This window comes from Pseudomonas sp. GW821-FHT11D10 (assembly GCF_058808435.1).
In genome coordinates this window covers 280,625-304,819 of the sequence record NZ_JBXARR010000006.1, presented here as the reverse complement: position 1 = coordinate 304,819, position 24,195 = coordinate 280,625, and the positions used below count along the sequence as shown (strand labels likewise).

Sequence of the window (24,195 nt, the reverse complement as noted above, 5' to 3'; positions counted from 1 at the left end):
CATGCGCACCTTGAACCTCGACTTCCAGCCTCGTCCGCGTTCCGGCCCGTTGGGCTGGAGCCTGCTCGGCGGCGGTGTGTTGCTCGCGCTGGTGTGCTTCGGCGTCCAGCAGCACCTCGGCGATCAGGCCGAACAACAGCAAGGTCACTTGCAGCACACCCAACGCCAGCTCACCGGCGACAGCGGCGCCAAGACAACCTTGAGCCCGGCGGAAACCCGCGAGCAGGCACAGAACCTCGCCGAAATGCGCAAGGTCTCGCAGCAACTGCGCCGCCCCTGGGAACGCTTGTTCGCCATGCTCGAAGCCATGCCGCGCGACGACATCGCCTTGCTGACCCTGACCCCGGATGCCCGCAAGGGCCAGGTGCGGATCAGCGCCGAAGCGCGGGATCTGCAAGCGATGCTGGATTTCCACAAACGGCTGGAGGCCAGTGACGAGCTGTCCGACGTGTCGCTGCTGAGCCACGAAATCGTCGTCAAATCGCCGGAGCAACCGGTGCAATTCAACCTGTCGGCGACCTGGGAGATAGGCGATGCGAATCCCTAGACTGATCGTTCACGAATACCTGCAAGGCCTCGGCGTTCCGGGCCTGGCCGGTCTGGCGCTGCTGCTGGTCACGGTTGCCTGGGCACTCGGCGGTTTGCTGCCGGGCTGGCAATCGCTGCAACAGCTCAGCCAGCAAACCCAGGAAGCCACCGAATACCTGGCCAAGGTCGAGGACGGCAGCATCGCGCCGCCGGTGGTGCCGCAACGCCAGCTGGATGATTTTCGCAACAAGTTGCCGGCCCAGCCGCAAGCCACCGTCGCCATCGACCGCATCTACGCGTTGGCCGCGCAGGAACACATCACCCTGGCGCGCGGCGAATACGCCCTCGGCGTCGATCCCAAGACCCATCTGGCGCGCTACCAGATCCTGTTGCCGGTGCGTGGCAGCTACCCGCAACTGCGCCGCTTCCTGCACGCCTTGCTCGGCCAGTTGCCGGCGGTGGTGGTGGAAGACGTCGAGTTTCAACGCAAGAAGATTGCCGACACCGACCTCAGCGGCCGGATCCGTATGACCCTCTACCTGTCGAGGTCGTGATGGGCACCAAACGCATAACCGGCTGGGTGGCGTTCTTCGGCGTGGCGGCGGCGCTGGCCTGGTTGCCGGAATATTTCTCGCCGAGCGACGAAGCGGATTCGACCGAAGTCGCCGTGGCCAGCCCGGCGAAAGCCAGCGCCCGTGGCGCCTTGCCCGCCAGCAGCGCCAAGGCCAATGCAACGCCGATCAAGGACCTGAGCCCGGCCGGCGACCTGTTTGCGAGCAAATCCTGGAAGGCCGCGCCAACCCTGGCGACGGTCACCGAACAAGCGATCAACCCGACCCCGGTGGTGCAAGCCCCGAGCCTGCCACCGGTGCCGTTTCAGTTCGTCGGCAGGCTGCATGACCGCAGCGACCTGCAGGTGTTCTTGCAGGACGGCGAGAAAATCTACGTCGTGCGCAGCGGGGATGTGATCGACGACACCTGGAAGATTGCGGCGATTTCCGATGTGGAACTGAGCCTGGTCTACCTGCCTTTGCATTTGTCGCAGACCTTGTCTGTGGGGAGTACGCAATGAACAGATCCCGTTTGCTGATGAGCCTCGGCCTGTGTGCCGGGCTGGCCGCGTGCAGTTCCGCGCAGGTCGCCAACAAGGAGGCTTCCGACCTGATCGAGCAGGGTCAATACGAGGCCGGGCTGGCCCGGATCGAAGAAGGCCTGCGCGAAGACCCTCGCGACACCGAACTGCATTTGCTGCTCAACAGCGGACGGGCCAAAGCCATCACCGCGCTGCTGACCTCCGGTGACACCGACCGCGCCCGCCGTGATTTCGCTTCGGCCCGCACAGCCTACAGCCGGGTGCTGACCATCGAGCCGAACAACCGCCGCGCCCAGGATGCCCTGCGCCAGCTCGACTACCTGCGCAGCATGGACGAGAAACTGGAGCTGGCCCGTGGCGACCTGCGCCGGGGCGACATCTACGGCGCCGACCGCCAGGTCAAACAGATCCTCGAACTCGACCCGAAAAACGACGGTGCGCTGGAGCTGCAAGGCAACATCCGTCTGGTGCAGAGCCGCAACGTGATCCAGTACCCGCAACTGCGCACCCGGCTCGACCGCCCGGTGACCCTGGAATTTCGCGACGCCAACCTCAAGACCATTTTCGAAGTGCTGTCGCAGGTTGCCGGCCTGAATTTCATCTTCGACAAGGACCTGCGCCCGGACATGAAAGCCACGATCTTCGTGCGTGACGTGCGCATCGAAGACGCCGTGCAACTGCTGCTGCAACAGAACCAGCTGCACCAGAAAGTGGTGAACGAAAACACCTTGCTGATCTTTCCGGACTCGCCGCAGAAGCTGAAGGATTATCAAGAGCTGGTGATGCGCACCTTCTACCTGACCAGCATCGACGCCAACACCGCGCTGAACATGATCAAGACCATGCTCAAGACCCGCGACGTGTTCGTCGACGAACGCCTGAACACCCTGACCATGCGCGACACCGAAGACGCCGTGCGCATGGCCGAAAAACTCCTGCAATCGCAAGACCAGTCCAACCCCGAAGTGGTGCTGGAAGTGGAAGTAATGGAAGTTGCCACCCAGCGCATTCTCGACCTCGGCCTGCAATGGCCGAACACCTTCGGTGTGGTCAACAGCGACGGTTCGGCGGTGACCATTCTCGATCAACTGAAGGGCATCAACTCCAGCCGGATTTCGATCTCGCCGTCGCCGCAAGCCAAGATCAACGCCCAGGACAACGACATCAACACCCTCGCCAGCCCGGTGATCCGCGTCAGCAACCGCGAACAGGCACGCATCCACATCGGTCAGCGGGTGCCGATCATCAGCGCCACGTCGGTGCCGTCGACCCAGGGCCCGGTGATCACCGAAAGCGTCACCTACCTCGACGTCGGTCTGAAGCTCGAAGTGCAACCGACCGTGCACCTGAACAACGAGGTGGCGATCAAGATCGCCCTGGAAGTGAGTAATGCCACGCCGCTGGAGCCGACCCGCCAGGGGACGATCCCGGTGCAGGTCGATACCCGCAACGCCCAGACCTCGCTGCGCCTGCATGACGGCGAAACCCAGATCCTCGCCGGCCTGATGCGCAACGACCACGGCGCCACCGGCAACAAGATTCCGGGCCTCGGCGACATTCCGGGTCTGGGCCGGTTGTTCGGCAGCAACAAGGACACCATCGGCAAATCGGAACTGGTGCTCTCGATCACCCCACGGATCGTGCGCAACCTGCCGTACCAGAGCCCGTCGGACATGGAATTCCCGACCGGCACCGAAACCAGCATGCACATCCAGGCGCCGGACCGTTCGCAGAACTACACCATGCCAGCGCCTGCCGCGCAGCCTCGTGCAGTCGGTGAAGCGGCCGTGGCAACCACTCACGTTACCGTCGAGAAGCCTTGATCATGAACGCCTCCCAGCGCGGTTTTACCTTGATCGAAGTCGTGGTGACGCTGGCCCTGATCGGCCTGCTGGCCGGCATGGCCGCGCCGCTGACCGAGACCCTGGTACGGCGTGGCAAGGAGCAGGAACTGCGCACCGCGCTGTATCAGATTCGCGATGGCATCGACGCCTACAAGCGTGCCTTCGATGCCGGCTACATCGAGAAATCCCTGAACAGCAGCGGCTATCCGCCGAACCTGAAAGTGCTGGTCGAAGGCGTGCGCGACGTGCGCAGCGCCAAGGGTGCGAAGTTCTACTTTCTGCGCCGGATACCGCGGGATCCGCTGGTGCCGGCCAAACGTGACGACAACGGCGGTTGGGGCCTGCGGGCCTACAACAGTTCGGCCCAGAACCCGCGCGATGGCGAGGACGTGTTCGACGTCTACTCCCACGCCCGGGGTAAAGGCCTCAACGGCATCGCGTACCGCGAGTGGTGATTCTCATGCGCCGGGAAAAGGGTTTTACCTTGCTCGAGCTGATGGTGGTGATGGCGATCATCGCAACCCTGATGACCATCGCCTTGCCGCGCTACTTCAACAGCCTGGAGGCCTCGAAAGAGACCACGTTGCATCAGAGCCTGTCGGCCATGCGCGAGGCGCTGGATCACTACTATGGCGACACCGGGCGCTATCCCGATTCCATCGAGCAACTGGTGGAAACCCGCTACCTGCGCAACGCGCCGCTGGACCCGATCACCGAACGCAATGACCAATGGGTGCTGATCGCACCGCCGGACGGCGTGGCGGGCGGCGTTGCCGATATCAAGAGCGGAGCTACCGGGAGGGCGCGTGATGGCAGCCAGTATTCCGAGTGGTAAGCACGTGGAGCAGGGTGGGTTCACCTACCTGGGCGTGCTGTTCCTGATCGTGATCATGGGCATGGGCCTGGCCAGTGCCGGCGAGCTGTGGTCGACCGTGTCGCGCCGCGATCGCGAGAAGCAACTGCTGTGGGTCGGCACCCAGTACGCCCAGGCGCTACGCAGCTACTACCGCAGCTCGCCGGGCCTGGCGCAGTACCCGAAAGAGCTGGTCGACCTGCTGCAGGACGAACGTTTTCCGGAAGCCCGCCACCACCTGCGTCAGCTCTATCCGGACCCGATCGGCGGCGGCGAATGGGCACTGCAACGGGGTTTCGACGGACGCATCACCGGCATCAACAGTGCCTCCACCGAAGTGCCGTTGAAGCAGGCGGACTTCCCGTCGCAGTGGTCGGATTTCGAAGGCATGCAGCGTTATTCGGACTGGCAGTTCGTGGCCGAGAAAGCCTTCCTTGATGGCACCAACGGCCCTGCAAAAGGCCAGTCAGCGCTGCCGCAGGCGTTGCAGCCATGAGCCGCCACGTGTGGTGCGCGTTGGTCCTCGCAGTCGTGGCGTCTTTCGCCAGCGCCAGCGAAGAAGACGAAATGATGGGCTTCATCGTCGACGACACGATCTCGCACATCGGCCACGACTTTTACTACTCGTTCAGCGAGCGCCTGCGCGACACCAGCCGCATGGATTTCAACCTGGTGGTGCGCGAGCGCCCCGACGCGCGCTGGGGCAGCCTGGTGACCGTCGAGTATCAACAACGCCTGGTGTATCGGCGCTTCCTGCCGCCGAACACCGTGGAACTGAAGGACGAGGCCTACGAGGCCGCCGACTCGGTTCGACTGGAGGTCGTCCGGCGCAAGCTGGAAGCCTTGTTGCAGGACACCACCGACCTTGAGAAGGACGAACTATGAACACGACAACGTTCTCACGGCGCAGCGGATTCTGGATCTCGGGGTTGTTGATCGGGCTTGCCAGCGCCGCTGCCGTCCAGGCCACCGAACTGGTCTACACGCCGGTCAACCCGTCGTTCGGCGGCAACCCGCTCAACGGCACCTGGCTGCTCAACAACGCCCAGGCGCAAAACGACCACGACGATCCGGATCTCAAGAAACGCTCGACGGTGGCCGGCACTTCGGCACTCGAACGCTTCACCAGTCAATTGCAGTCGCGGTTGCTAGGGCAACTGCTGGACAACATCTCCACCGGCAACACGGGGAGCCTGTCCACCGACGCTTTTATCGTCAACGTCGTTGATGACTCGGGGGCTCTCACGATTGAGGTGACCGACCGAGCGAGCGGCGAAGTTTCCGAAATTCAGGTGAACGGCCTCAACCCATGACGGGATGGCGGTTCCGGGGAGTGATGGACATGAAAAAAATAATAGCGCTAGGGCTGATGTTGGCAGCATTACAAGGGTGCAGTCTGCGCGAGCCGATGCCGGCCGAGCAGGACACCGATACCCCGACCCTGACCCCCAGGGCCTCCACTTATTACGACTTGCTGAAAATGCCGCGACCCAAGGGCCGGCTGATGGCGGTGGTGTATGGCTTCCGTGACCAGACCGGGCAGTACAAACCGACGCCGGCCAGTTCGTTTTCCACCAGCGTCACCCAGGGCGCGGCGTCGATGTTGATGGACGCGATGCAGGCCAGCGGCTGGTTTGTGGTGCTCGAACGCGAGGGGCTGCAGAACCTGCTGACTGAACGCAAGATCATTCGGGCTTCGCAGAAGAAGCCGAATACGCCGGTGAACATTCAGGGTGAGCTGCCACCGTTGCAGGCGGCGAACATGATGCTTGAGGGCGGGATCATCGCTTATGACACTAACGTGCGTAGCGGTGGGGAAGGGGCGCGGTATCTGGGGATTGATCTGTCCCGTGAGTATCGGGTTGACCAGGTGACTGTGAACTTGCGGGCGGTGGATGTGCGTAGCGGGCAGGTGCTGGCGAATGTGATGACCAGCAAGACGATTTATTCGGTGGCGCGCAGTGCGGGGATTTTCAAGTTTATCGAGTTCAAGAAGTTGCTTGAGGCTGAGGTCGGGTATACGACTAATGAGCCGGCGCAGTTGTGTGTGCTTTCGGCGATTGAGGCGGCGGTGGGGCATATGGTGGCGCAGGGGATTGAGCGGCATCTTTGGCAGGTGGCGGGGGATGCTTCTACCCCGGGTCAGGATGATGTTTTGAATCGGTACCTGACTCAGAACAAGGTTGATCCGGATGCCGAGTGAACGTGGCGGCCTTCGGGCCGACCAGGTTCTCTGGGTGGTTTGGGTGAATATCCGTTTTTTTGGGTGTTGCTGCTGGCGGTTCCGCTCTTACAGCGGCTCACTTTTTCAAACGCCAAAAAGTAAGCAAAAGGCTTGGCCCCGGCGTTCGGCCCCTCGCTGGGGCTCGGGGTTCCTTCGCTCCGGGATCCATCCGGGGGCATCGCCTCCGGTTTGCTTCGCTGCACCTCCTCTCGATGCATGCGGCTGCGCCGCACGGTCGCTGCGCTCCCACCCCCCGGATAAATCCCTCCACTCAGCCTTCCGAAGGGGCCAGCACGTCAAAAGCTTTACTCGAGCTAACGCTCATTGTGTTGAGTGGTGAGAAGCGAAAAGCGGAAAGCGGAAAGCGGAAAGCGGAAAGCGGAAAGCGGAAAGCAGAAAGCGGAAAGCGGAAAGCAGAAAGCGGAAAGCAGAAAGCGGATTGCTTTTGCTTTGATCGTTCCCACGCTCCGCGTGGGAATGCAGCCCGGGACGCTCCGCGTTCCATTCTCGAATGTTTAAAAGTTGTGTCTGTTTCAGCGATCCTTCCCACAAGGTTTTCAGGTTGTCCGTCGGAAGCGCGGGCTCTAGCCTGTTTCGGTCGCTGCCAATTCAGTGATCGGGCATGGAAACCCGCGTAACAACAGAGCGCACAAGCGCCATTCATAACGTATCCTGCGCACCTTCATGGTGTGCACTTTGTTATGGCGGCTGTGCGTAGGAGACCTCGTGTCTGCCGGGTTGCTCTGTCCCGGGTTTCCAGCCTGCGTACAGCTGCCACCTATTCGCTTGGAAACCGAATAGGGCCAGCTATAACCGTCATACAGGGTAAAAATCATGAAGAAACCAACACCCAACCCACCCGAAATCCAAACCAACCCCGAAACCGACCCAACCTCCCCATACACCTCCACCCACTCCAAAAAACTCCACGAAGCCGCCGAACGCGCGCTCGATCATTACCTCTGCCCCGGCGCCCACATCATGGGCAGCGTCAACGAACCCGCCCCGATGTACCTCGCCAACCCGGCCTACAACACCGAATCCCTGCTCGCCAACGCCAGCGAATCCCTGGGCTCGGCCAGCGAGATGCTCAACAACTTCGCCGCCACCCTCGACCCCGCCCACCGCAAGACCGCCCTGGGCATCGCGCAGATCCTCATGCTGGGTGAACTGGCCGTAAATCAGGCCTTGGATCACGTCGAGCTGAAGGACTGATCCAGCACATCCCCAATAAAAAAACGCGACCCGGCAACGGGGTCGCGTTTTTCACATACAAACTGGAGTCACCATGGATCCCCTGATCTCCACCATCGTTTCAGACTTCGAAAGCGAAGAGCAGGTCGCCAGCTACGACCGCTGGTTGATTGCCAAAATACAGGCTTCAATCGATGACCCACGACCCAGCATTCCGAATGAGCAGGTAATGGCTGAAATGTCGGCCCTGATGGAGGAAAAACGAAGAAAGCATGAGGCGAGGTAAGTGCTTTGCGTTGCAGACGGCAAGAAGGCTCAAGCCGCTATAAATCGCATGTTTCATCTCAATTAGCTGAGTACTGAGATACAAAAAACCGCACCTCCATGGGAAGCACGGTTTTGGGTGTTGAGACGAGGACGGGATCTTAACTGGGGTCAGGTCGAGGGTATTCCTGACGCGCATGCAAGATGCTCACAATCTCAATTCGGTCCGCCACTTGATAAACGACGAGATAGTTCGGGCTTACCACAATCTCCCGAGTGCCGGGAGAGCGACCTTTGCGATAAAGGTGTGGATGCCAAGGAAGCGCAGATGTAGTTTTTACGACTGACTTGTGAAGTGCTGTCGCCGCTACAAAATTTCGCTCGCCAATGTACTTCAGTATTTTCGAGAGTTCGACCCGAGCCTTGGGTCGCCACTTAATCTGCATCAGCGCTTTTGCGCATTGATTCCATCAAGGCGTTTATTTCCTCCATCACTTGCTCATGGGGAATACTCGGACGCGGATCATCGAGAGAGGCCTGTACTTCGGCCCGAAACCAACGGTCATAACTCGCAGCCTGTTCCTCAGGATCAAGATCCGAAACAACCGGGCACAGTGGGTCGATCAAAGACGGGTCGATCATGGAACCTCCGGGTTTGGTGCCTGGAAGTCTATTCGGTAACGGTATCGCTGTCGTCGCTGTCTGGATGAGTTGCATGTAGGCCAAGCTCCATGAGGATCAAGTTGTCCCGGCAAATCCTAGAGCCTGCACTTCCGACGGCCAACCGCCAGAATTCGTCAGAAAACTCCCCGATTTTCTGAAAACGTTCCGTTTTCCGTAGGACGCCACTTAAGCGTCAGCGCAAAAAAAACCGCGACCCTCAACAGGTCGCGGTTTTCCAACACCCAACACTTACTGCTGCAACACCGTCGCCTGGTTAGCCGACCCAAACTGCTGAATGGTCGCGGTCTGTGTCATCCCGCTCTGATCCACATTGGCAATGTTCCCGGTGCCGCCCTGGGTCACGTAAGCCACGTTCATGGTGTCAGCCTGTTTCACGGTGATCATGTTGTCGCTGCCATACAGCTGCGCGGTGTACGCCTGGTTGCCGGTGCCGGACTGGTCGAATTCGGCGCTGTTGCCCGAGCCGTTCGATGAGCCTTGAACCAGGTTGGTGGTGCCGCGTTGGTCGGCGATGAGGATGTTGTCGCTGCCGTTCTGGTCGAAGTACAGCTCGTTGTAGGAATCCGCTTGGCTGACCGTGGTCTTGTTGCCAGTGCCGGTCTGGTTGGTGGTCATGATGTGGCCGATGCCGTCCTGTTTGAAGCTGGCGATGTTGCCGTTGCCGGCCTGGGTGACTGTGGCGCGCTGGCTGCTGCCGAACTGGCCGCCCAGTTGCGGGCCTTTCCAGTTGCTGGCGTAGACCTTGTTGTCGTTGCCCACCGAGGTGGCGTTGAGGGTGTGGCTGTCGCCGTTCTGGTAGGTGAAGTGCACGTTGCCGTTGCCGACCTGGTAGAGCGCCAGGGTCGAGTTGACCGATTCGAACTGGTCGGCATAGATGGCGTTGGTGTTGCCGACCTGGGTGACGGCGGCGGTGTTGTTTTCGCCGAAGCTTTGGTCGACCACGGTTTCGTTGCTGTCGCCGTATTGGTTGACGGTGGCCTGGCTGGCCAGTTGCGAGTCTTGCCAGATTTCGGTGCCGTTGAGGTTGCCGAACTGGTTGATGGTGATGTTGCCGCCGGTGCCGTTGCGCTGGTCGCCGTAGGCGTAGTTGTTTTCGCCGGCCTGGTTGATGCCGATCTGGCCGCCGTTGTGCAGCACCTGTTCGGCGGTGCCGTAGTTGGCGGTGCCGTACTGGGTGATCACCGAGCTGTTGCCGGTGCCTTCGTACAGTTGCTCGATGTTGGCTTCGTTGCTGTCGCCGAACTGGAAGGTTTTGCCTTCGCTGCCGTTCTGCGAGTCCTGATAGACGAACGAGAAGTTGCCGGTGCCTTGCTGTTGTTGCAGGGCCTGGTTGCCGGCGCCGAAGCCGAGGGACTGGCTGGCGTGGGTGGTGTTGAAGGCGCCGACCTGTTGCTGGGTGATGGTGCTGTTGTCTTCGTAAAGCTGTTCGGCGTAACCGGCGTTGTAGTCGCCGACCGCGTCCTGGGTGATGACGCTGGTGGCGGTGTCTTGCACGGCGGCGGCGTCGTTGCCCTGGCCCAGTTGGGTCTGGGTGGCGGTGCTGAACGGCGCCTGGGTCTGCTTGACGTTGGCGATGTTGGCGGTGCCGAGCTGGCTCTGGGTGGAAATGCTGTCGTCGGCCATGGCCTGGGCACTGATCATGACCAGGATGGCGGCGGTGAGGGGCGTCAGTTTGAACATGATGAACTCTCCGATGATTGCAGTGCTTAGCGATATTGCTTGACCGAAACGCTCATGCCGTTGCCCGACTGGGTCACGGCGCTTTGCAGCCCCGTGCCGGCCTGCTCGATGCTGGCGTCGTTGTTGTTGCCGTTTTGCGAAATCTGCGCACGGTTGTGGCTGCCGGTTTGCGTAATGGAAGCGGCGTTGCCGGAGCCGTTTTGCGTGATCAAGGCCATCAGGTCGCTGCCTTGTTGCAGGATGTACGCCTCCTGATTGCTGCCCGACTGCACGATCTTGCCCAGCAGCGACTGACCGTTCTGCGAGAGCAGCGCCAGGTTGACCTGGCCGTTCTGGTCGATCAGGGCTTGCTGGCCCACGGGGGGCGGCAGTTCGCCGAGATCGGCGCTGTTGGGCGCCAGGTCATCGTTTTCCATCAGGTCGTCGGCGCGCACGCCCGCACTGACGCACAGGGCGAGCAGGCAAAGCAGGGCGGCGGTCGGCGTGTTCATGGCGTTGTCCTGTGTTGTGTGTTGCTCAAATCCGGAATCGCGGCTGAGTCAGCCCCACCCACCCCGCGCCAGGCGGTGTGGGTTGGGTGGGGCGTGGGCTCAGAGGGTGGTTACCGACACCGTGCGCACGGTGCCTTGGGACGAACGGATGGTGGCGGTCGGATTCGCCGAAGGCACCACGGTCGTGTTGTTCAGCGTCAGCCGCCAGCGTCCGGTCACCGGTACCGTGGTTGTACCCAGCGTTACCAGCCCGGTCGGGGTGGTGACCTGCACGGTGATAGTGTTGCCGGTGGTCACTGACGAGGTGCCGGTGAAGTCCCAGTTGAAGCGTCCACCCGAGCGGGCCTGCACCGTTGAAGCGGTAATGGTGAAGGTTTCCGCCGCTGGCCGTGGCGACACTTGCACCGTGACGGTCGCCGGCGTCGACTGGGCGTTGAAGCTGTCCCGGGCGATGTAGGTGAAGGTCGTGGTGAAGGCCGTGGTCACGGTGGCCGGTGGGGTGTAGGTGATCACCGTGCCGTCAGTGCTGACCGTGCCGCGTCCTGCCGGCGGTTGGGTCAGGCTGGCGACGCCCAGCGGTGTGTTGCCTTCCGGATCGGTGTCGTTGGCCAGGACGTTGATCGGGATCGCGACACCCAGGGTGGCGACGCTGTCGGCGACGGCGGTCGGTGGCCGGTTAGGCGCGACGGTCACCGTCACGGTCGCCGGATTGGCCGAGGCCAGACCTTTGCTGTCTTGCGCCTTGTAGGTGAAGGTCGTGGTCAACGGTGTCGTCACCACGGCTGGCGGGGTGTAGACCACCGAGGTGGTGCCGCTCAGCGCGACGGTGCCCTGGCCGGCTGCCGGTTGAGTCAACGCGGTGATGGTCAGCGGCACGTTGTTGTCCGGGTCGCTGTCGTTGGTCAGCAGGCTGAGGGTGATCGGCACGCCGAAGCTGGTGCTGCCGGTGTCGGCGTTGGCCAGCGGTGCCTGGTTTTCACCGGTGTCCGGTGCTGCACCGACCACTACGACTGGCTCGGTGTCGCTGCCGCCGGCGGCGGATTTGACCGTGACGGTGGCCGGAGGCTGGGTCAGGTCGGCGACGGTGATTTTTTGTAGCGTTCCGGTTTTCGACAGGCGTCCGTAACCTTGCGCGACCATGTCCGGCACCGCGACTTCATCGGTCGAGGTGGCCTCGATCAGCAGGCTGTGGTTGGCCCAGCTGTAGCGGGCAGTCTGGATTTTCACCACGTCGGTGAGCTTGGCCGAGACAGCGGTCGGACGGGTGGTGCCGGCCGGGTTGGTCGCGGTCACGACCACCACCGACGGCAGGGTGCCGTTGCCCAGACGCTGGCCGAAGAACAGCCCGTTGTTGTCACCCAACAGACTGGTCTGGCACGGCGTCGGCGGTGGGCCGGGCAGCAACGCCAGGGTTTCGCGGAAGCACAGGGTCGTGCTGCTGTCAGCCTTGGCGAACACCTCGGCGCGCACACCGGCCGACGTCCGGCGATAGGTGGCGCGGTCGATGGCGACGTGGGTCTGTTGACGGTTGTCGAGGACCTTGCCGGCGACCGTGAACAGGTTGGTCTGAATCGTGCCGGCACCTGACGGACCGACGATCCGCAGGAAGTTGGTGTTGAACGGGCTGCCGGTGACCGCTTCGTTGAGGTTCGGGTCGCCGACGAAGGTTTCGATGCCACCGGTGTCCGGGTTCACTTCGGTGTAAGGCCCGTTGACGCTGCGCAGGAATGGCCCGAGAGCGCCGTTGAGTGCACCGCTGAAGTTGCCCGGCGCGCCGATGCCGATGTCTCTGGTGATGTTGATCGCCCGCCGGCCCGGCGTGGTGACGTTGACGGTTTCAACGCCATACGGGTGGGTGATGGTGTAGGTGCCGGCCACCGGGACGTTCACCCGGATACGGATCCGCGCGAAGCTTTGCTGATCGCCATCGACCGGATTCTCCGAGGCGAACGCCGCTTCGATGCCGGCGACGTAGGCGTCCACACCGAAACCGGCGCCGTTGTTGGGGATCGCGGTTTCAGCCAGGAACCAGAAGGCTTCCGGTGGCCAGTTGTCGGGGAACACCATCGGCAGGGTGTCGTCGAACACGCCCGGTTCCGGCAGCAGGGTGCACATGTACGCCGGCGGGGTGCTGACCGGCACCCGCGAACTGGCGGCGCGCGACTGGCAGAGCTCCATCGACAGCAGGTTGTTGTCCTGGTACCACATCGGGAATTTCCCGGTGGCGAAGGTGTAGGGGCCGGGATCGACGGCGGCCAGTTGCGCGAACGCACTGCCGGTCAGCGAGATTGTCAGCCCGAGCGCGTTGAGCGCGAAGCGTGGCCACTTGTTCATGATGCCTCCTGATGCGGATCTGGGCATGTGAGCGTTCATTGCACGATGACCACTTCTTCGGTATCGCTGCCGCCGTTGGACGACGTCACCCGAACCCTGGCCGGTGGAATCGGCGTGATCCCGGTGGCCAGGGTTTTCACCGCGCCGTCACCGCCCAGCGCACCAATGGCGGCGCCGGTGCCGGAGGTGGCGGTGAGCACCGGTGGCGAGGTTTCGTCACTGGTCGAGGCCACCACGGTCAATTGCCCGGAACTGAGGCTGTACTCGGCGCGCTGGATCACCACCAGGTCGGTCAGGGTCATGGGCAGGGTGGTCGGCGAACTGGTGGCGATCGCCAAGTGGTTGTCGGCGGTCACTTGCAGCACGGTCGGCAAGGTCGGGTTGACCGCCGATTGCGCGTACCAGCTGCCGGTGCTGTCGGCTTCTGTCATGTTCAGCACTGGCGTACTGCTGGTGACGGCGGCGGTGCCCGGCGCAGGCGGGGCCTGGACGAACACGTCTTGCTGGGCCACCGGCGCACTCTCGCCCGGTTTGCGCGAGTAAGTGCTGCGCTGCGGGATCAGCGGGGTCGGCCGCACCACCGTCGACAACTTGCCGGACACGGCGAAGGTCGTGGTGCGCAGGTCAATGCCGCCCGGGCCTTCGATGCGCACGTAGTTGGTGTTGAACGGGCTGCCGGTCACGGCTTCGTTGAGGTTCGGGTCGCCGACAAACTGCTCGGCCGCACCGCTCACCGGATTGGTCTCGGTGTACGGCCCGTTGACGCTGCGCAGGAACGGACCGATGTCACCCTTGAGCGCGCCGTCGTAGGTTTGCGGGGTGCCGATGCCGATGTCGCGGGTCATGTTGATGGCGCGGCGACCGGGGGTGTCGATGTTGAACACATCGACGCCGTACGGGTGGGTGATGACGTAGGTGCCGGCGGTGGGCACGTCGACCCGGATGCGGATCCGCGCGAAGCTGACCTGATCGCCTTCGACCGGCTCTTCGGCGGCGAACGCGGCTTCGATGGCGCTGACGTAAGTCAGGTCGATTCCGCGTGCCGCATCGACGATGGTGGTCTCGCCGGTGAACCAGAACGCTTCATCGGGGAAGTTGGTGGGGAACACGATCGGCTGCGCGTCATCGAACACGCCGGGGGTCGGCAGCAGCGAGCACATGTACGACGGGGCGCCCGGGGTGCTCGGCACGCGGGAGCTGAGCGCTTTGGACAGGCACAGATCCAGAGTGCGACCGTGGGTGTCCTGATACCAGCTGGCGAAACCGCCATTGGCCGGTGTGTAGGGACCCGGATCGACGGCGAACAGAGCGGCCTGGGCAATGCCCTGGGCCAAGGCGCTCACGACCAGGACGGTCGCGGTTTTGGACAGTAAAGGGTGCATGAGTTAATCCCTCTATCAAAGTACCTGCCCCTTGGGGATGGGTCAGTTGCAGAGGGCTTTACAACTTCCATACCAACGACGGGCCCATTGTCAGGAGAGTGCCGTGGCGCAAGGGCTGCGGGGTTGACGAGAGAGGGACCGGGTGGCGCGGGATAGGGCCACAGTCCCCAGAGTTGGGGGGACTGTGGTGGGGGCTAAATCTTCCTCAGGGTGGCGAAGAGTATTTTTTGGAGCTCATCCGGAGCTGAGTAACTCACACGGTCATTTATGGCCAGCAAGGTTCTCAAACCCGCTCCAAAGACGATATCCGGGCCTCCGTTATCCGGTGTGACGGTGACAAGGCGCGGAGGCAGGCCTGGTGTTTCATTTTCCGTGATCCGTCTCACCACGCCACTGGCGGTGTTTGCAGTCATCGGCGTTGCCATGTGGATCCTCCTTGATCTGAACGTTGGATTCTTGAGTCTGCGACGGTTTTGAATGCGTCACCTGAATCAGACTCCAGTGCTACCGCATTGCCAACTGTCAGATCTGACAGGTGAAATGCTCCATGCTGTCAAAGAGGCAGCCGGTCGTCGGTTTGCGCTCCATTTTGTGGAGTTGGTCGGGACGTGGGGGGAGCGGTTCCCCCGCATCCGGGCAAACACCCAACCGTGGGCTATAACCCTATAGGGACGTATCGGGAAGTCGCCGCCATGAACATGCAGTCAAAATCGCTACCGGTCGAGGAGAGCAGCCAGCGGCTGAACTCGCGCAAGCAGCCGTTCAATCTGTTGCGCTGGTTTTCATTGATCAGCATGGCAGTGATCGGCACCGTGGCCGTGGCACTCGGGGCGGTGTCGACACGGTTCGTGATCGAAGAAAGCGTGCAGCGTGATGCCTTGCTGACCGCGCAGTTCATTCAGGCGATTGCGGCGGCCGAGGTGCGCCACGTTTCGATCCCCAATGTCCGCACCATGGGCGAATTGCTCGATCCGCGCCAGGACAAGGACTTTCCCGATGTCGACCCGGAGGCACGGGCCAATGCACGAGGCGAATTTCTCGATCACATTGCACACTTGCCTGACGTGATCCTTGCCACCATTTATGCCCCCGACCGCCAGGTGATCTGGTCAACCAACCCCGCCCTGATGAGTAAAACCATCGAGGCAGATGACGATCTTGATCGCGCCTTCAATGAAAAAATCCCGGTGTCAGCCAGTTATCACGACGTCGACAAGGCCCGTGAGGAGCAGAAATTCATCGTGCCGCCGGAATACATCTTCATCGAAAACTACATCCCGCTGTTCGACGCCGAGGGCAAGAACGTCACGGCGATGGTCGAGATCTATAAAGAGCCCAAAGACCTGATCGCCCGCATGGAGCGCGGTCTTACGCTGATCTGGCTGGCCACCGCGCTGGGCGGCGGGCTGATTTATCTGGGGCTGTACTGGATCGTGCGGCGGGCGGCGATTCTGCTGGCGGCCCAGCAAAAACAACTGATCGCCAACGAAACCTTTGTCGCGCTGGGCGAGATGTCTTCGGCGGTGGCGCACAGTCTGCGCAACCCGCTGGCGACCATTCGCTCGAGCGCCGAACTGGCGCTGGAGTTCGACGCGGGGCCGGCGCAGAAGAACATCAAGGACATCATCGGCCAGGTCGACCGCATGTCGAAGTGGGTGCGCGAACTGCTGCAATCGTTGCGACCGCTCAATGACGACCCGGAACCGGTGAACCTGGTGGCGGCGCTGCACGACAGCCTGATGGCGTTCGAGCAGCAGATCGCCAAGGCTGGCGTGCACGTGGTGTTTCATCCCCAGCAGACGCCGATGGTGTTGAGCCAGCCGGTGCAGCTCACGCAAATCCTCAACAGCCTGCTGGCCAACGCGCTGGAAGCCATGGACAAGGGTGGCACGCTGACCATCACCCTCGAACCGAGTGACAACCGTGGCGTGAGCGTGATGCTCAGCGACACCGGCAAAGGCATGAACGAGGAACAGCGCAGCATGGCGTTCCGGCCGTTCTTCACCACCAAGCAGGGCGGCCTCGGCGTGGGGCTGGTGCTGGTCAAACGGATCATGGAACGCTTCGGCGGGGGCGTGAGCCTGGACAGCCGCGAAGGCGAGGGCACCACCGTTCGTCTGGCGTTTCAGCTCATTCAGTAAATTGGGGTGAACTTTCCCCCAGCAGTGGGTGTCAGGCCCCGGTCACCGGGGAGTGGGGAATGCAACAGCGCGCGCAAGTCCCTGTAACAACTGGAAATGATTTTTTGGCGAGGTAATTGCAAAACACCATCACCCCTTCCTTAGATGAGGCGGCTGGTGATGGACAGAGCAATGCGTGACCCCAAAAAGCTGTTCCTGTTGACGCCATTGAGCGTCTTTCTGATGTTGACCCTCGGCCAGATGACCGCGGTCCGAGCGAGCCCGATCGACGACGAGAACCAGCCGGAAGTTTCCGACCCGTCGGCCTATTACGACGAGCCCGCAGACCGCGCCGGTGCGCTCAACGCGATCCTGACCATGCCCGAGGCCAACGAAGACTCCTTCGATCTGCCCGATGGCATCAAAGGCACGCGGAACACGACGCGCACGGAAAACATCCTGCCGCCCACCGTCCAGACCAGTTTCAATTACCCCACCAACGGCAAGCCGAGCCCGCTGTACGGTGCCCAGCCGTTCACTCAGCAACTGGTGCTGTTCGAAGAGTTCGGCCCGGAAAAACTCGACCCGACCACACCGGCCGCGCCGTTGAGTTTTCCGCCGGCGGCCATCGGCCCGGCGCCGGCGCAAGATCCGAACAACATCGCTCGCAGCGCGCCTCCCGGCACCGCGCTGGATGCGTTCCTGCGTCAACCGGGGCTCACGCCATTTCCGAGTCAGTTCGCCAACACGGTTGACCGCAACCCGTGGCAGGCGCAGATCGAACTGTTCCTCAACCGCCACATCGGTTCGTCTGCCGAAGGCCGGCCACCGGGAAAAGGCTGGGCCCACCAGCGCTGGAACGAGTTCTACCCGCAAGTCGCCTACAAGACCGTGCAGACCGGTGCGCGGCTGAACGGCGGCCTGCGTGACAGTCGGCAGATGCACGGTTATGCCGTCGGAGAATTCGGCCCCGGTGGTCTGTACCACAACGTCGCGGGCGTGCCGGCGACCGATGGCACGGCCAAGGGTGTCGACCCACGGTTCCACCCGGCGATGCCGGTGCAGGACCACAATTCGGTGTGGACCTTCGACGGCACGCTGCCGCCGAAACTGTTGATGGTGCGCTACGGCCAACCGGTACTGATGCGTCACTACAACGGCTTGCCGATCGACCCTTCCGCCAACCGCGGTTTCGGTCTGCACACCATCACCACCCACGAGCACAACGGCCACGCGCCAGCGGAAAGCGACGGTTATGCCAACGCGTTCTTCTTTCCTGGCCAGTACTACGACTATCGCTGGCCGATCCAGCTCGCCGGTTACGACAGCATCAACACCAAGGCTGAAGACCCACGCGCGGCGTTCCCGTGCGCACCGGGGGAAACCCTGTGGGTCAACGACATTCAGCCTGCGAAAAAGACCTGCGACCACGGCACCATCAAGATTCGTGGCGACTGGCGCGAAACCATGAGCACCCACTGGTTCCACGACCACATGCTCGATTTCACCGCGCAGAACGTCTACAAGGGCAACGCGGCGATGATGAACTACTACAGCGCCCTGGACCGCGGCAACGAATCGGTGAACGACGGCGTCAACCTGCGTTTCCCCAGTGGCAGCGCCTTGCCGTGGGGCAACCGCGACTACGACGTCAACCTGGTGTTCGCCGACAAGGCCTGGGATCAGCAAGGTCAGCTGTGGTTCAACCCGTTCAACACCGACGGCTTCATTGGCGATCAGGTGCTGGTCAACTGGCAGTGGAAACCGACCCTCGACGTGCGGGCCCGCAGTTATCGCTTCCGCATCCTCAACGGTTCGGTGTCGCGCTACTTCAAGCTCGCCCTCGTGCGTGAAGTCAAAGGCAACGGCGGCGAATTCCAGGGGCCGAAAAACTCCGGCGTGTCGTACACCCGTGTGCCGTTCCACATGATCGCCAACGACGGCAACATCATGGAACACAGCGTGCCGTTCGACGGCTCGATGGACCTCGATGCCGACGGCGACAAGCAGAACCACAACGCGATTCTGCCGACCCAGGGCATCGCCGAGCGGTTCGACATCATCGTCAACTTCGCGAAAAACGGCATCAAGCCGGGCGACAAGGTGTTCTTCGTCAACCTGCAAGCCCAGGACGACGGCAAAGGCCCGAAAGAGGTGATCTCGCTGGCCGATGTGCTTTCCGAGAAATACCTGCCGGTGATCAAGCAGACCAGCAAGGGCCCGCAGTGGGACAAGGGTGACCCGGTGGTGGGCAAGGTTCTGCAACTCAACGTCAAGGCGTTCACCGGGCAGGATCTGGCGATGGACCCGGCGGCCTACGAACCGGCCAAACCGGGCAAGGCCGAAGGCATGGTGATGATTCCGCTGAAGATCCACCGCGACAACGCTGCCGACAAGGCCTTGCTCGCCAAGGCGCTGCACCGGACCTTCATCTTCGGTCGCTCTGACGGCACCGACGAAGCGCCATGGACGATCAAGACCGACGGCGGTTTCGGCTTCCACATGGACCCGCGCCGGTTGAATGCCTCGACCAAACTCGCCAGCGGCCCGACCGACGCCGGGGTCAGCGGCATCGGCACCCTGGAAGTGTGGAACATCAAGGCCGGCGGCAAGGGCTGGAGCCATCCGGTGCACGTGCACTTCGAGGAGGGAATCATCCTCAGCCGTGGCGGCAAGGCCCCGCCAGAGTGGGAAAAGTGGGCGCGCAAAGACGTCTACCGCATCGGCTCCGAAGCCGACGGGCTGGACAGCGTCGAGATGGCGATCAACTTCCGCGAATTCGCCGGGACCTACATGGAGCACTGTCACAACACCCAGCATGAGGACAACTCGATGCTGCTGCGTTGGGACCTGGAAAAACCCGGGCAACTGCAGTTGATGCCGACACCGCTGCCGAGCTGGGATGGCGTGCGCTACGTCAACTCCGCCGCACTGCCAACCTTCCGCACTGGCGATGGCTTCGGCCCGCAAGTGACCGTGAAACCATGAGCAGGGAGGGAGCCGACATGACACAGCCAACGCCGCGCTCCCGCGCCCTGGGCATGCACCTGATTCTGGTGCTGGTCACCTGCCTGCTCGGCAGTCAGGTGCTCATCGCACATCAGGCGCAACCCGAAGGCGCCAGCGAATCCGCCACCCCGTGGGGTGGCGACTATTTCCCCAACACCCTGCTGACCGACCAGGACGGTCGGCAGGTGCGTTTTTTCGATGACCTGATCAAAGACAAGGTGGTGGTGATCAACTTCATCTTCACCTCGTGCAGCGACTCCTGCCCACTGGAAACCGCGCGTTTGCGCCAGGTGCAGAAACTGCTGGGGGACCGGGTCGGGAAAGACATCTTTTTCTACTCGATCACCATCGATCCGCTGAGCGACACCCCCGAAGTGCTCAAGGCTTATTCGCAACGCTTCAAGGTCGGCCCCGGCTGGAAATTCCTCACCGGCGAGTTCGAAGACGTCACCGACCTGCGCAAGAAACTCGGGCTGTTCATCGAAGGCGTCGACAACGGCCGCACCAAGGATCACAACCTGAGCCTGATCGTCGGCAACCAGAGCACCGGGCGCTGGATGAAAGCCTCGCCGTTCGAGAACCCGTGGATCCTCGCCGACCAGCTCGCCAATACCTTGCAGAACTGGAAGCAGGCCAGCACCGAAGAAAGCTACGCCGACGCTCCGCAGATCCGTCCGCCGAGCAATGGCGAAGAACTGTTCCGCACCCGCTGCGCTTCGTGCCACAGCCTCGGCCCGCAGGACGGCGAAGGCATCGGCATGCGCAACATCGGCCCGGACCTGATCGGCGTGACCCGCCAGCGTGACCCGGCCTGGCTCAATCGCTGGATCCGCGAACCGGATCGGGTGCTGGCGGAGAAAGATCCGATCGCACTGCAACTGTTCGAGCAATACGAGCGCATCCCGATGCCCAACCTGCGTCTGGATGAAGTTTCGGCGCAGTCGATCATCGAGTTTCTGAGTGCCGAAACCGAGCGTCAGCATCCGCCCGTGCAACCCTTGGCCGACGGGGCGTTGACGCCAGTAAAACCGGGTTCTGCGAGCGACGCGGTGAGTCGTATGCAGTAGCGGCTAAATAGCATCATTGAACCGTGTGTCACGGTCATTGCCACCTACACTCATTCGAGAAGGCGGCTGTAACGGGCTCGACACAAAAACGCCAGGGCATTCCCATGCAGCGACTGGAAGAACAAAAAACAGCAGCGCCGAACGTAGCGTTGGCAGCCATCAAGAGTTGGGGCGGGCAGTTCAATCTGCTGCGCTGGTTCTCGCTGGCCAGTTTTTTCATCATCGCGGCCGTGGCGCTGGGGCTGGGGTATATCTCCACGCGCTTCGTGGTCACCGAAAGCGTGGAGCGCGATGCGCTGCTCACCGCGCAATTCGTGCAGGCCATCGGCGATGCGGAAATGCGCCACGCCAACATCACGCCGCAACGCACCATGGGCGAGATGCTCGACCCGCGCCAGGACGGGAACTACCCCGACGTCGACCCGCTGGCCCATGCGTCGGCCCGCGCCGAGTTTCTCGATCATGTCGAACACTTGCCCGACGTGTTGCTGGCCACGGTGTATGCCCTGGATCGCACGATCATCTGGTCGACCAACCCCGAGCTGATCAACGTCAAGATCGAAGACGACGACGAGCTGGACGAGTCGTTCGAAATGAAGGTGCCGGTGTCTTCCAGCTACCACAAGATCGACGACGAAAAGCCCGAGCAGCGGTTGTCCCGCGAACCCAAATACCTGTTCATCGAAAACTACATTCCGATGTTCAACGCCGACAAAAGCAAAGTCGTCGCCATGGTCGAGATCTACAAGGAACCGGCGGATCTGGTGGACCGCATCGACCGTGGGTTCGCTTCGATCTGGGCCGCGACGATCCTCGGCGGCGCGGCGATTTACCTCGGTCTGTTCTGGATCGTGCGGCGCGCCTCGACCCTGCTGCAGAGCCAGCAACAGCAACTGATCAGCAACGAAACCTTTGTCGCCCTGGGCGAGATGTCTTCGGCGGTGGCCCACAGCCTGCGCAATCCGCTGGCGACCATTCGTTCCAGCGCCGAACTGGCCCAGGAGATCGCCAGCCCCGGCGCGCAGCGCAACATCGGCGACATCATCAGCCAGGTTGATCGCATGTCGCGCTGGGTGCGCGAGCTGCTGGTGTCGTTGCGCCCGATGAGTGACGACGGCGAGGCGGTGGAATTGCTGGCGGCGGTCGAAGACACCCTGGGAGCGTTTGACGCGCTGATCCGGCGCAATGGCGTCGAAGTGCGATTCACGCCACAAAATTGCCCGCCGGTCGTCAGTCAAAAGGTGCTGCTGACGCAAATACTCAATAGCCTGTTTGCCAACGCCCTGGAAGCGATGCCCAAGGGGGGCGTACTGAGTGTCGAGATTGAAACACCGCACACCGGTCATGTGCGCATGACCCTGAGCGACACCGGCAAAGGCATGAGCGCGCAGCAGCAACAGCTGGTGTTCAAACCGTTTTTCACCACCAAGCAGGGCGGCCTCGGGGTTGGCCTCGCGCTGGTCAAAAGAATCATGGAGCGGTTTCAGGGTTCGGTCGTCCTGACCAGCCGGGAGCAGGAAGGAACCCGCGTCAGTCTCAACTTTAGAGTGGCATCGGGAGGGGAATATGGAACACAGCATTCTGCTGGTCGAGGATGACGAACTGCTGGCCGAGAATATTCAGACCTACCTGGAGCGCAAAGACTTCGAGGTGACGGTCTGCCACTCGGCCGAGGACGCGCTGGGGCAACTGGAAAGCTTCATGCCGGACATCGTCCTGACCGACAACTCGCTGCCGGGCATGAGCGGTCACGATCTGATCCAGAAGCTGCGCATCAGCGCGCCGGAACTGAAAGTGATCATGATGACCGGTTACGGCAACGTCGAAGACGCGGTGGTCGCAATGAAGGAGGGCGCCTTTCATTACGTCACCAAACCGGTCGCGCTGCCGGAACTCAAACTGCTGCTGGACAAGGCCCTGGCCACCGAACGGATGGAACGCACGCTGTCGTTCTATCAGGAGCGCGAAGCGCAGAAGTCCGGGGTGCAGGCGCTGATCGGCGAGTCGTCGCCGATGCAGTACCTGAAAAACACCATCGGCCAGTTGCTCGACGCCGAGCGGCGCATGGCCAACACCGATCTGCCGCCGGTGCTGGTGGAAGGCGAAACCGGAACCGGCAAGGAACTGGTGGCCCGCGCGCTGCATTTCGACGGCCCGCGCAGCAAAGGCCCGTTCATTGAATTCAACTGCGCGTCGATTCCGTCCAACCTCGTGGAATCGGAACTGTTCGGCCACGAGAAAGGCGCGTTCACCGACGCCAAGGATCGCCGGGTCGGACTGGTGGAAGCGGCGGACGGCGGCACGCTGTTTCTCGACGAGATCGGCGAAATGGACCTGCTGCTGCAGGCCAAACTGCTGAAGCTGCTGGAGGATCGCACCATTCGCCGGGTCGGCTCGGTGAAGGAACGCAAGGTCAACCTGCGGGTGATCAGTGCCACTAATTGCAACCTTGAGCAGATGGTCCAGCAGGGCAAATTCCGCCGTGATCTGTTTTTCCGTCTGCGGATCATCTCGATCAAGGTGCCGCGCCTGTACGCCCGGGGCGAAGACATCCTGCTGCTGGCCCGGCACTTCCTCGCCAGCCACGGCAAGCGCTATGGCAAACCGAACCTGCATTTCAGTGATCAGGCCGAAGAGCTGCTGCTCAGTTACACCTGGCCGGGCAACGTGCGCGAACTGCGCAACATGCTCGAACAGACCGTGCTGCTGGCGCCGGGCGACACCATCGCCGCGCATCAACTGAACGTGTGCATGAGCCTGTGCGATGAGCTGCCACCGCAGCATCAGCACGAGGTGCCGCACACGCACTTCGAGCCGCGCCCGGCGAGCAATACCGAATCGATGAACCTGCCGGAGGTCGAGCGCGACATGGTGCGCAAGATGCTCGACAAGACCGACTGGAACGTCACCAAATCGGCGCGTCTGCTGGGCCTGAGCCGCGACATGCTGCGCTACCGCATCGAAAAGCTCGGCCTGGCGCGCCCGGACAAGCGTCAGTGGTAAACCGCGTTGCTGCGTGGATTCGGCGGGCTCAGGCATTCGAGCACGCACGTCGGGTCCAGCACTTCGTCGTTGACGTAAATGCCGCGCTCGGCATCGTAGGTGCGGATAAACACCCGCACCGTCGCATCGGCCACGGTGGGCAGCTGCGAGTCATGGAACACGTGGCGATCCGGGATGACGATGAAATCCTGCGGCGACGCGTCATCGAACGGCCGGGGCGGCTGGGCGGACAGCGACGGCGGAGCAGGGTGGGCAAAAGGCTGGTCCGACCCGTAGTAGTTGAAGTTGCTGTCCAGCGCCTGTGCCTGGGCGGCGGCGAGCAGACAGGCGGACAACAGCAGTCGATTGAACATTCCCATGGCAGCACCTGTGGAAGCGGATTTCCCCAAGGCTATTAACTATAGCTGTCCGTGGTGCACGGCGTT

Annotated in this window: 25 protein-coding genes; 17 read left to right on the top strand and 8 right to left on the bottom strand. The window is 62.1% G+C overall.

What is annotated here, in order from left to right; all coding sequences use genetic code 11:
* Position 1: 1 nt before the first annotated feature.
* The 12 genes from AC1RT4_RS19800 to relB (AC1RT4_RS19745) all read left to right on the top strand — a co-directional run bounded on the left by AC1RT4_RS19800 (position 2) and on the right by relB (AC1RT4_RS19745) (position 8,022).
* The gene (locus AC1RT4_RS19800; protein ID WP_493087251.1) at positions 2-547 is read left to right on the top strand and encodes a PilN domain-containing protein; all 546 of its coding nucleotides are present in this window, start codon (positions 2-4) and stop codon (positions 545-547) included.
* Positions 534-1,082 (top strand): GspMb/PilO family protein, encoded by a 549-nt coding sequence (locus AC1RT4_RS19795; RefSeq protein WP_007956132.1) that lies wholly within the window; start codon positions 534-536, stop codon positions 1,080-1,082. The genes AC1RT4_RS19800 and AC1RT4_RS19795 overlap by 14 nt, the downstream gene beginning before the upstream one ends.
* Positions 1,082-1,600, top strand: coding sequence for a hypothetical protein (locus AC1RT4_RS19790; RefSeq protein ID WP_493087249.1), 519 nt, complete (start codon positions 1,082-1,084; stop codon positions 1,598-1,600). The genes AC1RT4_RS19795 and AC1RT4_RS19790 overlap by 1 nt, the downstream gene beginning before the upstream one ends.
* Positions 1,597-3,444, top strand: coding sequence for a secretin GspD/PilQ domain-containing protein (locus tag AC1RT4_RS19785; protein WP_007956135.1), 1,848 nt, complete (start codon positions 1,597-1,599; stop codon positions 3,442-3,444). The genes AC1RT4_RS19790 and AC1RT4_RS19785 overlap by 4 nt, the downstream gene beginning before the upstream one ends.
* A 2-nt stretch (positions 3,445-3,446) precedes the next feature.
* Entirely contained in the window at positions 3,447-3,920 is a 474-nt protein-coding gene (locus AC1RT4_RS19780; protein ID WP_007956136.1) for a type II secretion system protein, read from the top strand.
* A 5-nt stretch (positions 3,921-3,925) separates the two neighbouring features.
* Complete coding sequence (locus tag AC1RT4_RS19775) at positions 3,926-4,300, top strand: type II secretion system protein (RefSeq protein ID WP_007956137.1); 375 nt, start codon at positions 3,926-3,928, stop codon at positions 4,298-4,300.
* Positions 4,275-4,814 (top strand): type II secretion system protein, encoded by a 540-nt coding sequence (locus AC1RT4_RS19770; RefSeq protein ID WP_007956138.1) that lies wholly within the window; start codon positions 4,275-4,277, stop codon positions 4,812-4,814. The genes AC1RT4_RS19775 and AC1RT4_RS19770 overlap by 26 nt, the downstream gene beginning before the upstream one ends.
* On the top strand, positions 4,811-5,203 hold the full coding sequence (csgE, locus tag AC1RT4_RS19765) for a curli production assembly/transport protein CsgE (RefSeq protein WP_493087246.1): 393 nt from the start codon (positions 4,811-4,813) through the stop codon (positions 5,201-5,203). The genes AC1RT4_RS19770 and csgE overlap by 4 nt, the downstream gene beginning before the upstream one ends.
* Positions 5,200-5,631 (top strand): curli assembly protein CsgF, encoded by a 432-nt coding sequence (locus AC1RT4_RS19760; protein ID WP_007956141.1) that lies wholly within the window; start codon positions 5,200-5,202, stop codon positions 5,629-5,631. Before csgE ends, AC1RT4_RS19760 begins: the two co-directional genes overlap by 4 nt.
* Positions 5,632-5,660: 29 nt before the next feature.
* Complete coding sequence (locus tag AC1RT4_RS19755; protein WP_007956142.1) at positions 5,661-6,521, top strand: CsgG/HfaB family protein; 861 nt, start codon at positions 5,661-5,663, stop codon at positions 6,519-6,521.
* An 855-nt stretch (positions 6,522-7,376) separates the two neighbouring features.
* Positions 7,377-7,757 carry a DUF6124 family protein gene (locus tag AC1RT4_RS19750; RefSeq protein ID WP_493087243.1) on the top strand — a complete coding sequence of 127 codons (381 nt, stop codon included), beginning with the start codon at positions 7,377-7,379 and terminating at the stop codon, positions 7,755-7,757.
* A gap of 73 nt (positions 7,758-7,830) precedes the next feature.
* Entirely contained in the window at positions 7,831-8,022 is a 192-nt protein-coding gene (relB, locus tag AC1RT4_RS19745) for a type II toxin-antitoxin system RelB family antitoxin (protein WP_493087241.1), read from the top strand.
* Between the two features lie 139 nt (positions 8,023-8,161).
* Here the strand turns inward: relB (AC1RT4_RS19745) and AC1RT4_RS19740 are convergent, their stop codons facing one another.
* The 7 genes from AC1RT4_RS19740 to AC1RT4_RS19710 form a co-directional block, all read right to left on the bottom strand.
* A complete protein-coding gene (locus tag AC1RT4_RS19740) occupies positions 8,162-8,446 on the bottom strand; it encodes a type II toxin-antitoxin system RelE/ParE family toxin (RefSeq protein WP_493087239.1) in 285 nt (94 codons plus the stop codon).
* Positions 8,436-8,642 carry a type II toxin-antitoxin system RelB family antitoxin gene (relB, locus tag AC1RT4_RS19735; protein WP_034152589.1) on the bottom strand — a complete coding sequence of 69 codons (207 nt, stop codon included), beginning with the start codon at positions 8,640-8,642 and terminating at the stop codon, positions 8,436-8,438. The genes AC1RT4_RS19740 and relB (AC1RT4_RS19735) overlap by 11 nt, the downstream gene beginning before the upstream one ends.
* A 270-nt stretch (positions 8,643-8,912) precedes the next feature.
* Positions 8,913-10,364 (bottom strand): curlin, encoded by a 1,452-nt coding sequence (locus tag AC1RT4_RS19730; RefSeq protein WP_007956148.1) that lies wholly within the window; start codon positions 10,362-10,364, stop codon positions 8,913-8,915.
* A 26-nt stretch (positions 10,365-10,390) separates the two neighbouring features.
* Positions 10,391-10,855 (bottom strand): curlin, encoded by a 465-nt coding sequence (locus AC1RT4_RS19725; RefSeq protein WP_007956150.1) that lies wholly within the window; start codon positions 10,853-10,855, stop codon positions 10,391-10,393.
* 99 nt (positions 10,856-10,954) lie between these two features.
* Positions 10,955-13,189, bottom strand: a complete 2,235-nt coding sequence (locus AC1RT4_RS19720; protein WP_493087236.1) for an Ig-like domain-containing protein — start codon at positions 13,187-13,189, stop codon at positions 10,955-10,957.
* A 35-nt stretch (positions 13,190-13,224) separates the two neighbouring features.
* The gene (locus AC1RT4_RS19715; RefSeq protein WP_493087234.1) at positions 13,225-14,571 is read right to left on the bottom strand and encodes a hypothetical protein; all 1,347 of its coding nucleotides are present in this window, start codon (positions 14,569-14,571) and stop codon (positions 13,225-13,227) included.
* A 194-nt stretch (positions 14,572-14,765) separates the two neighbouring features.
* On the bottom strand, positions 14,766-14,996 hold the full coding sequence (locus tag AC1RT4_RS19710) for a hypothetical protein (protein ID WP_493087232.1): 231 nt from the start codon (positions 14,994-14,996) through the stop codon (positions 14,766-14,768).
* A 267-nt stretch (positions 14,997-15,263) separates the two neighbouring features.
* Between AC1RT4_RS19710 and AC1RT4_RS19705 the strand changes: the two genes are divergently transcribed.
* The 5 genes from AC1RT4_RS19705 to AC1RT4_RS19685 all read left to right on the top strand — a co-directional run bounded on the left by AC1RT4_RS19705 (position 15,264) and on the right by AC1RT4_RS19685 (position 23,770).
* Entirely contained in the window at positions 15,264-16,712 is a 1,449-nt protein-coding gene (locus AC1RT4_RS19705; protein ID WP_493087230.1) for an ATP-binding protein, read from the top strand.
* Between the two features lie 159 nt (positions 16,713-16,871).
* Positions 16,872-19,679: a multicopper oxidase domain-containing protein gene (locus AC1RT4_RS19700; protein WP_493087228.1), complete on the top strand. Its 2,808-nt coding sequence runs from the start codon at positions 16,872-16,874 to the stop codon at positions 19,677-19,679.
* A complete protein-coding gene (locus tag AC1RT4_RS19695) occupies positions 19,676-20,767 on the top strand; it encodes an SCO family protein (RefSeq protein WP_493087226.1) in 1,092 nt (363 codons plus the stop codon). The genes AC1RT4_RS19700 and AC1RT4_RS19695 overlap by 4 nt, the downstream gene beginning before the upstream one ends.
* A 104-nt stretch (positions 20,768-20,871) precedes the next feature.
* Entirely contained in the window at positions 20,872-22,365 is a 1,494-nt protein-coding gene (locus AC1RT4_RS19690) for a sensor histidine kinase (protein WP_493087224.1), read from the top strand.
* Positions 22,334-23,770, top strand: coding sequence for a sigma-54-dependent transcriptional regulator (locus tag AC1RT4_RS19685; protein WP_273905366.1), 1,437 nt, complete (start codon positions 22,334-22,336; stop codon positions 23,768-23,770). The genes AC1RT4_RS19690 and AC1RT4_RS19685 overlap by 32 nt, the downstream gene beginning before the upstream one ends.
* On the opposite strand, the gene AC1RT4_RS19680 is transcribed toward AC1RT4_RS19685, so the two are convergent.
* Positions 23,761-24,129, bottom strand: coding sequence for a hypothetical protein (locus AC1RT4_RS19680; RefSeq protein ID WP_493087221.1), 369 nt, complete (start codon positions 24,127-24,129; stop codon positions 23,761-23,763). The two genes, AC1RT4_RS19685 and AC1RT4_RS19680, sit on opposite strands and share 10 nt — an antisense overlap.
* Positions 24,130-24,195 lie beyond the last annotated feature (66 nt).

Coding starts and splice junctions, on each gene's coding strand:
- AC1RT4_RS19725 (WP_007956150.1), bottom strand. CDS start 10,855: ATGAACACGCCGACCGCCGCCCTGCTTTGCCTGCTCGCCCTGTGCGTC.
- AC1RT4_RS19760 (WP_007956141.1), top strand. CDS start 5,200: ATGAACACGACAACGTTCTCACGGCGCAGCGGATTCTGGATCTCGGGG.
- AC1RT4_RS19800 (WP_493087251.1), top strand. CDS start 2: ATGCGCACCTTGAACCTCGACTTCCAGCCTCGTCCGCGTTCCGGCCCG.
- AC1RT4_RS19680 (WP_493087221.1), bottom strand. CDS start 24,129: ATGGGAATGTTCAATCGACTGCTGTTGTCCGCCTGTCTGCTCGCCGCC.
- AC1RT4_RS19740 (WP_493087239.1), bottom strand. CDS start 8,446: ATGCAGATTAAGTGGCGACCCAAGGCTCGGGTCGAACTCTCGAAAATA.
- relB (WP_034152589.1), bottom strand. CDS start 8,642: ATGATCGACCCGTCTTTGATCGACCCACTGTGCCCGGTTGTTTCGGAT.
- AC1RT4_RS19715 (WP_493087234.1), bottom strand. CDS start 14,571: ATGCACCCTTTACTGTCCAAAACCGCGACCGTCCTGGTCGTGAGCGCC.
- relB (WP_493087241.1), top strand. CDS start 7,831: ATGGATCCCCTGATCTCCACCATCGTTTCAGACTTCGAAAGCGAAGAG.
- AC1RT4_RS19690 (WP_493087224.1), top strand. CDS start 20,872: ATGCAGCGACTGGAAGAACAAAAAACAGCAGCGCCGAACGTAGCGTTG.
- AC1RT4_RS19700 (WP_493087228.1), top strand. CDS start 16,872: ATGGACAGAGCAATGCGTGACCCCAAAAAGCTGTTCCTGTTGACGCCA.
- AC1RT4_RS19790 (WP_493087249.1), top strand. CDS start 1,082: ATGGGCACCAAACGCATAACCGGCTGGGTGGCGTTCTTCGGCGTGGCG.
- AC1RT4_RS19730 (WP_007956148.1), bottom strand. CDS start 10,364: ATGTTCAAACTGACGCCCCTCACCGCCGCCATCCTGGTCATGATCAGT.
- AC1RT4_RS19755 (WP_007956142.1), top strand. CDS start 5,661: ATGAAAAAAATAATAGCGCTAGGGCTGATGTTGGCAGCATTACAAGGG.
- AC1RT4_RS19770 (WP_007956138.1), top strand. CDS start 4,275: ATGGCAGCCAGTATTCCGAGTGGTAAGCACGTGGAGCAGGGTGGGTTC.
- AC1RT4_RS19785 (WP_007956135.1), top strand. CDS start 1,597: ATGAACAGATCCCGTTTGCTGATGAGCCTCGGCCTGTGTGCCGGGCTG.
- AC1RT4_RS19695 (WP_493087226.1), top strand. CDS start 19,676: ATGAGCAGGGAGGGAGCCGACATGACACAGCCAACGCCGCGCTCCCGC.
- csgE (WP_493087246.1), top strand. CDS start 4,811: ATGAGCCGCCACGTGTGGTGCGCGTTGGTCCTCGCAGTCGTGGCGTCT.
- AC1RT4_RS19685 (WP_273905366.1), top strand. CDS start 22,334: ATGGAACACAGCATTCTGCTGGTCGAGGATGACGAACTGCTGGCCGAG.
- AC1RT4_RS19780 (WP_007956136.1), top strand. CDS start 3,447: ATGAACGCCTCCCAGCGCGGTTTTACCTTGATCGAAGTCGTGGTGACG.
- AC1RT4_RS19795 (WP_007956132.1), top strand. CDS start 534: ATGCGAATCCCTAGACTGATCGTTCACGAATACCTGCAAGGCCTCGGC.
- AC1RT4_RS19750 (WP_493087243.1), top strand. CDS start 7,377: ATGAAGAAACCAACACCCAACCCACCCGAAATCCAAACCAACCCCGAA.
- AC1RT4_RS19710 (WP_493087232.1), bottom strand. CDS start 14,996: ATGGCAACGCCGATGACTGCAAACACCGCCAGTGGCGTGGTGAGACGG.
- AC1RT4_RS19705 (WP_493087230.1), top strand. CDS start 15,264: ATGAACATGCAGTCAAAATCGCTACCGGTCGAGGAGAGCAGCCAGCGG.
- AC1RT4_RS19775 (WP_007956137.1), top strand. CDS start 3,926: ATGCGCCGGGAAAAGGGTTTTACCTTGCTCGAGCTGATGGTGGTGATG.
- AC1RT4_RS19720 (WP_493087236.1), bottom strand. CDS start 13,189: ATGAACAAGTGGCCACGCTTCGCGCTCAACGCGCTCGGGCTGACAATC.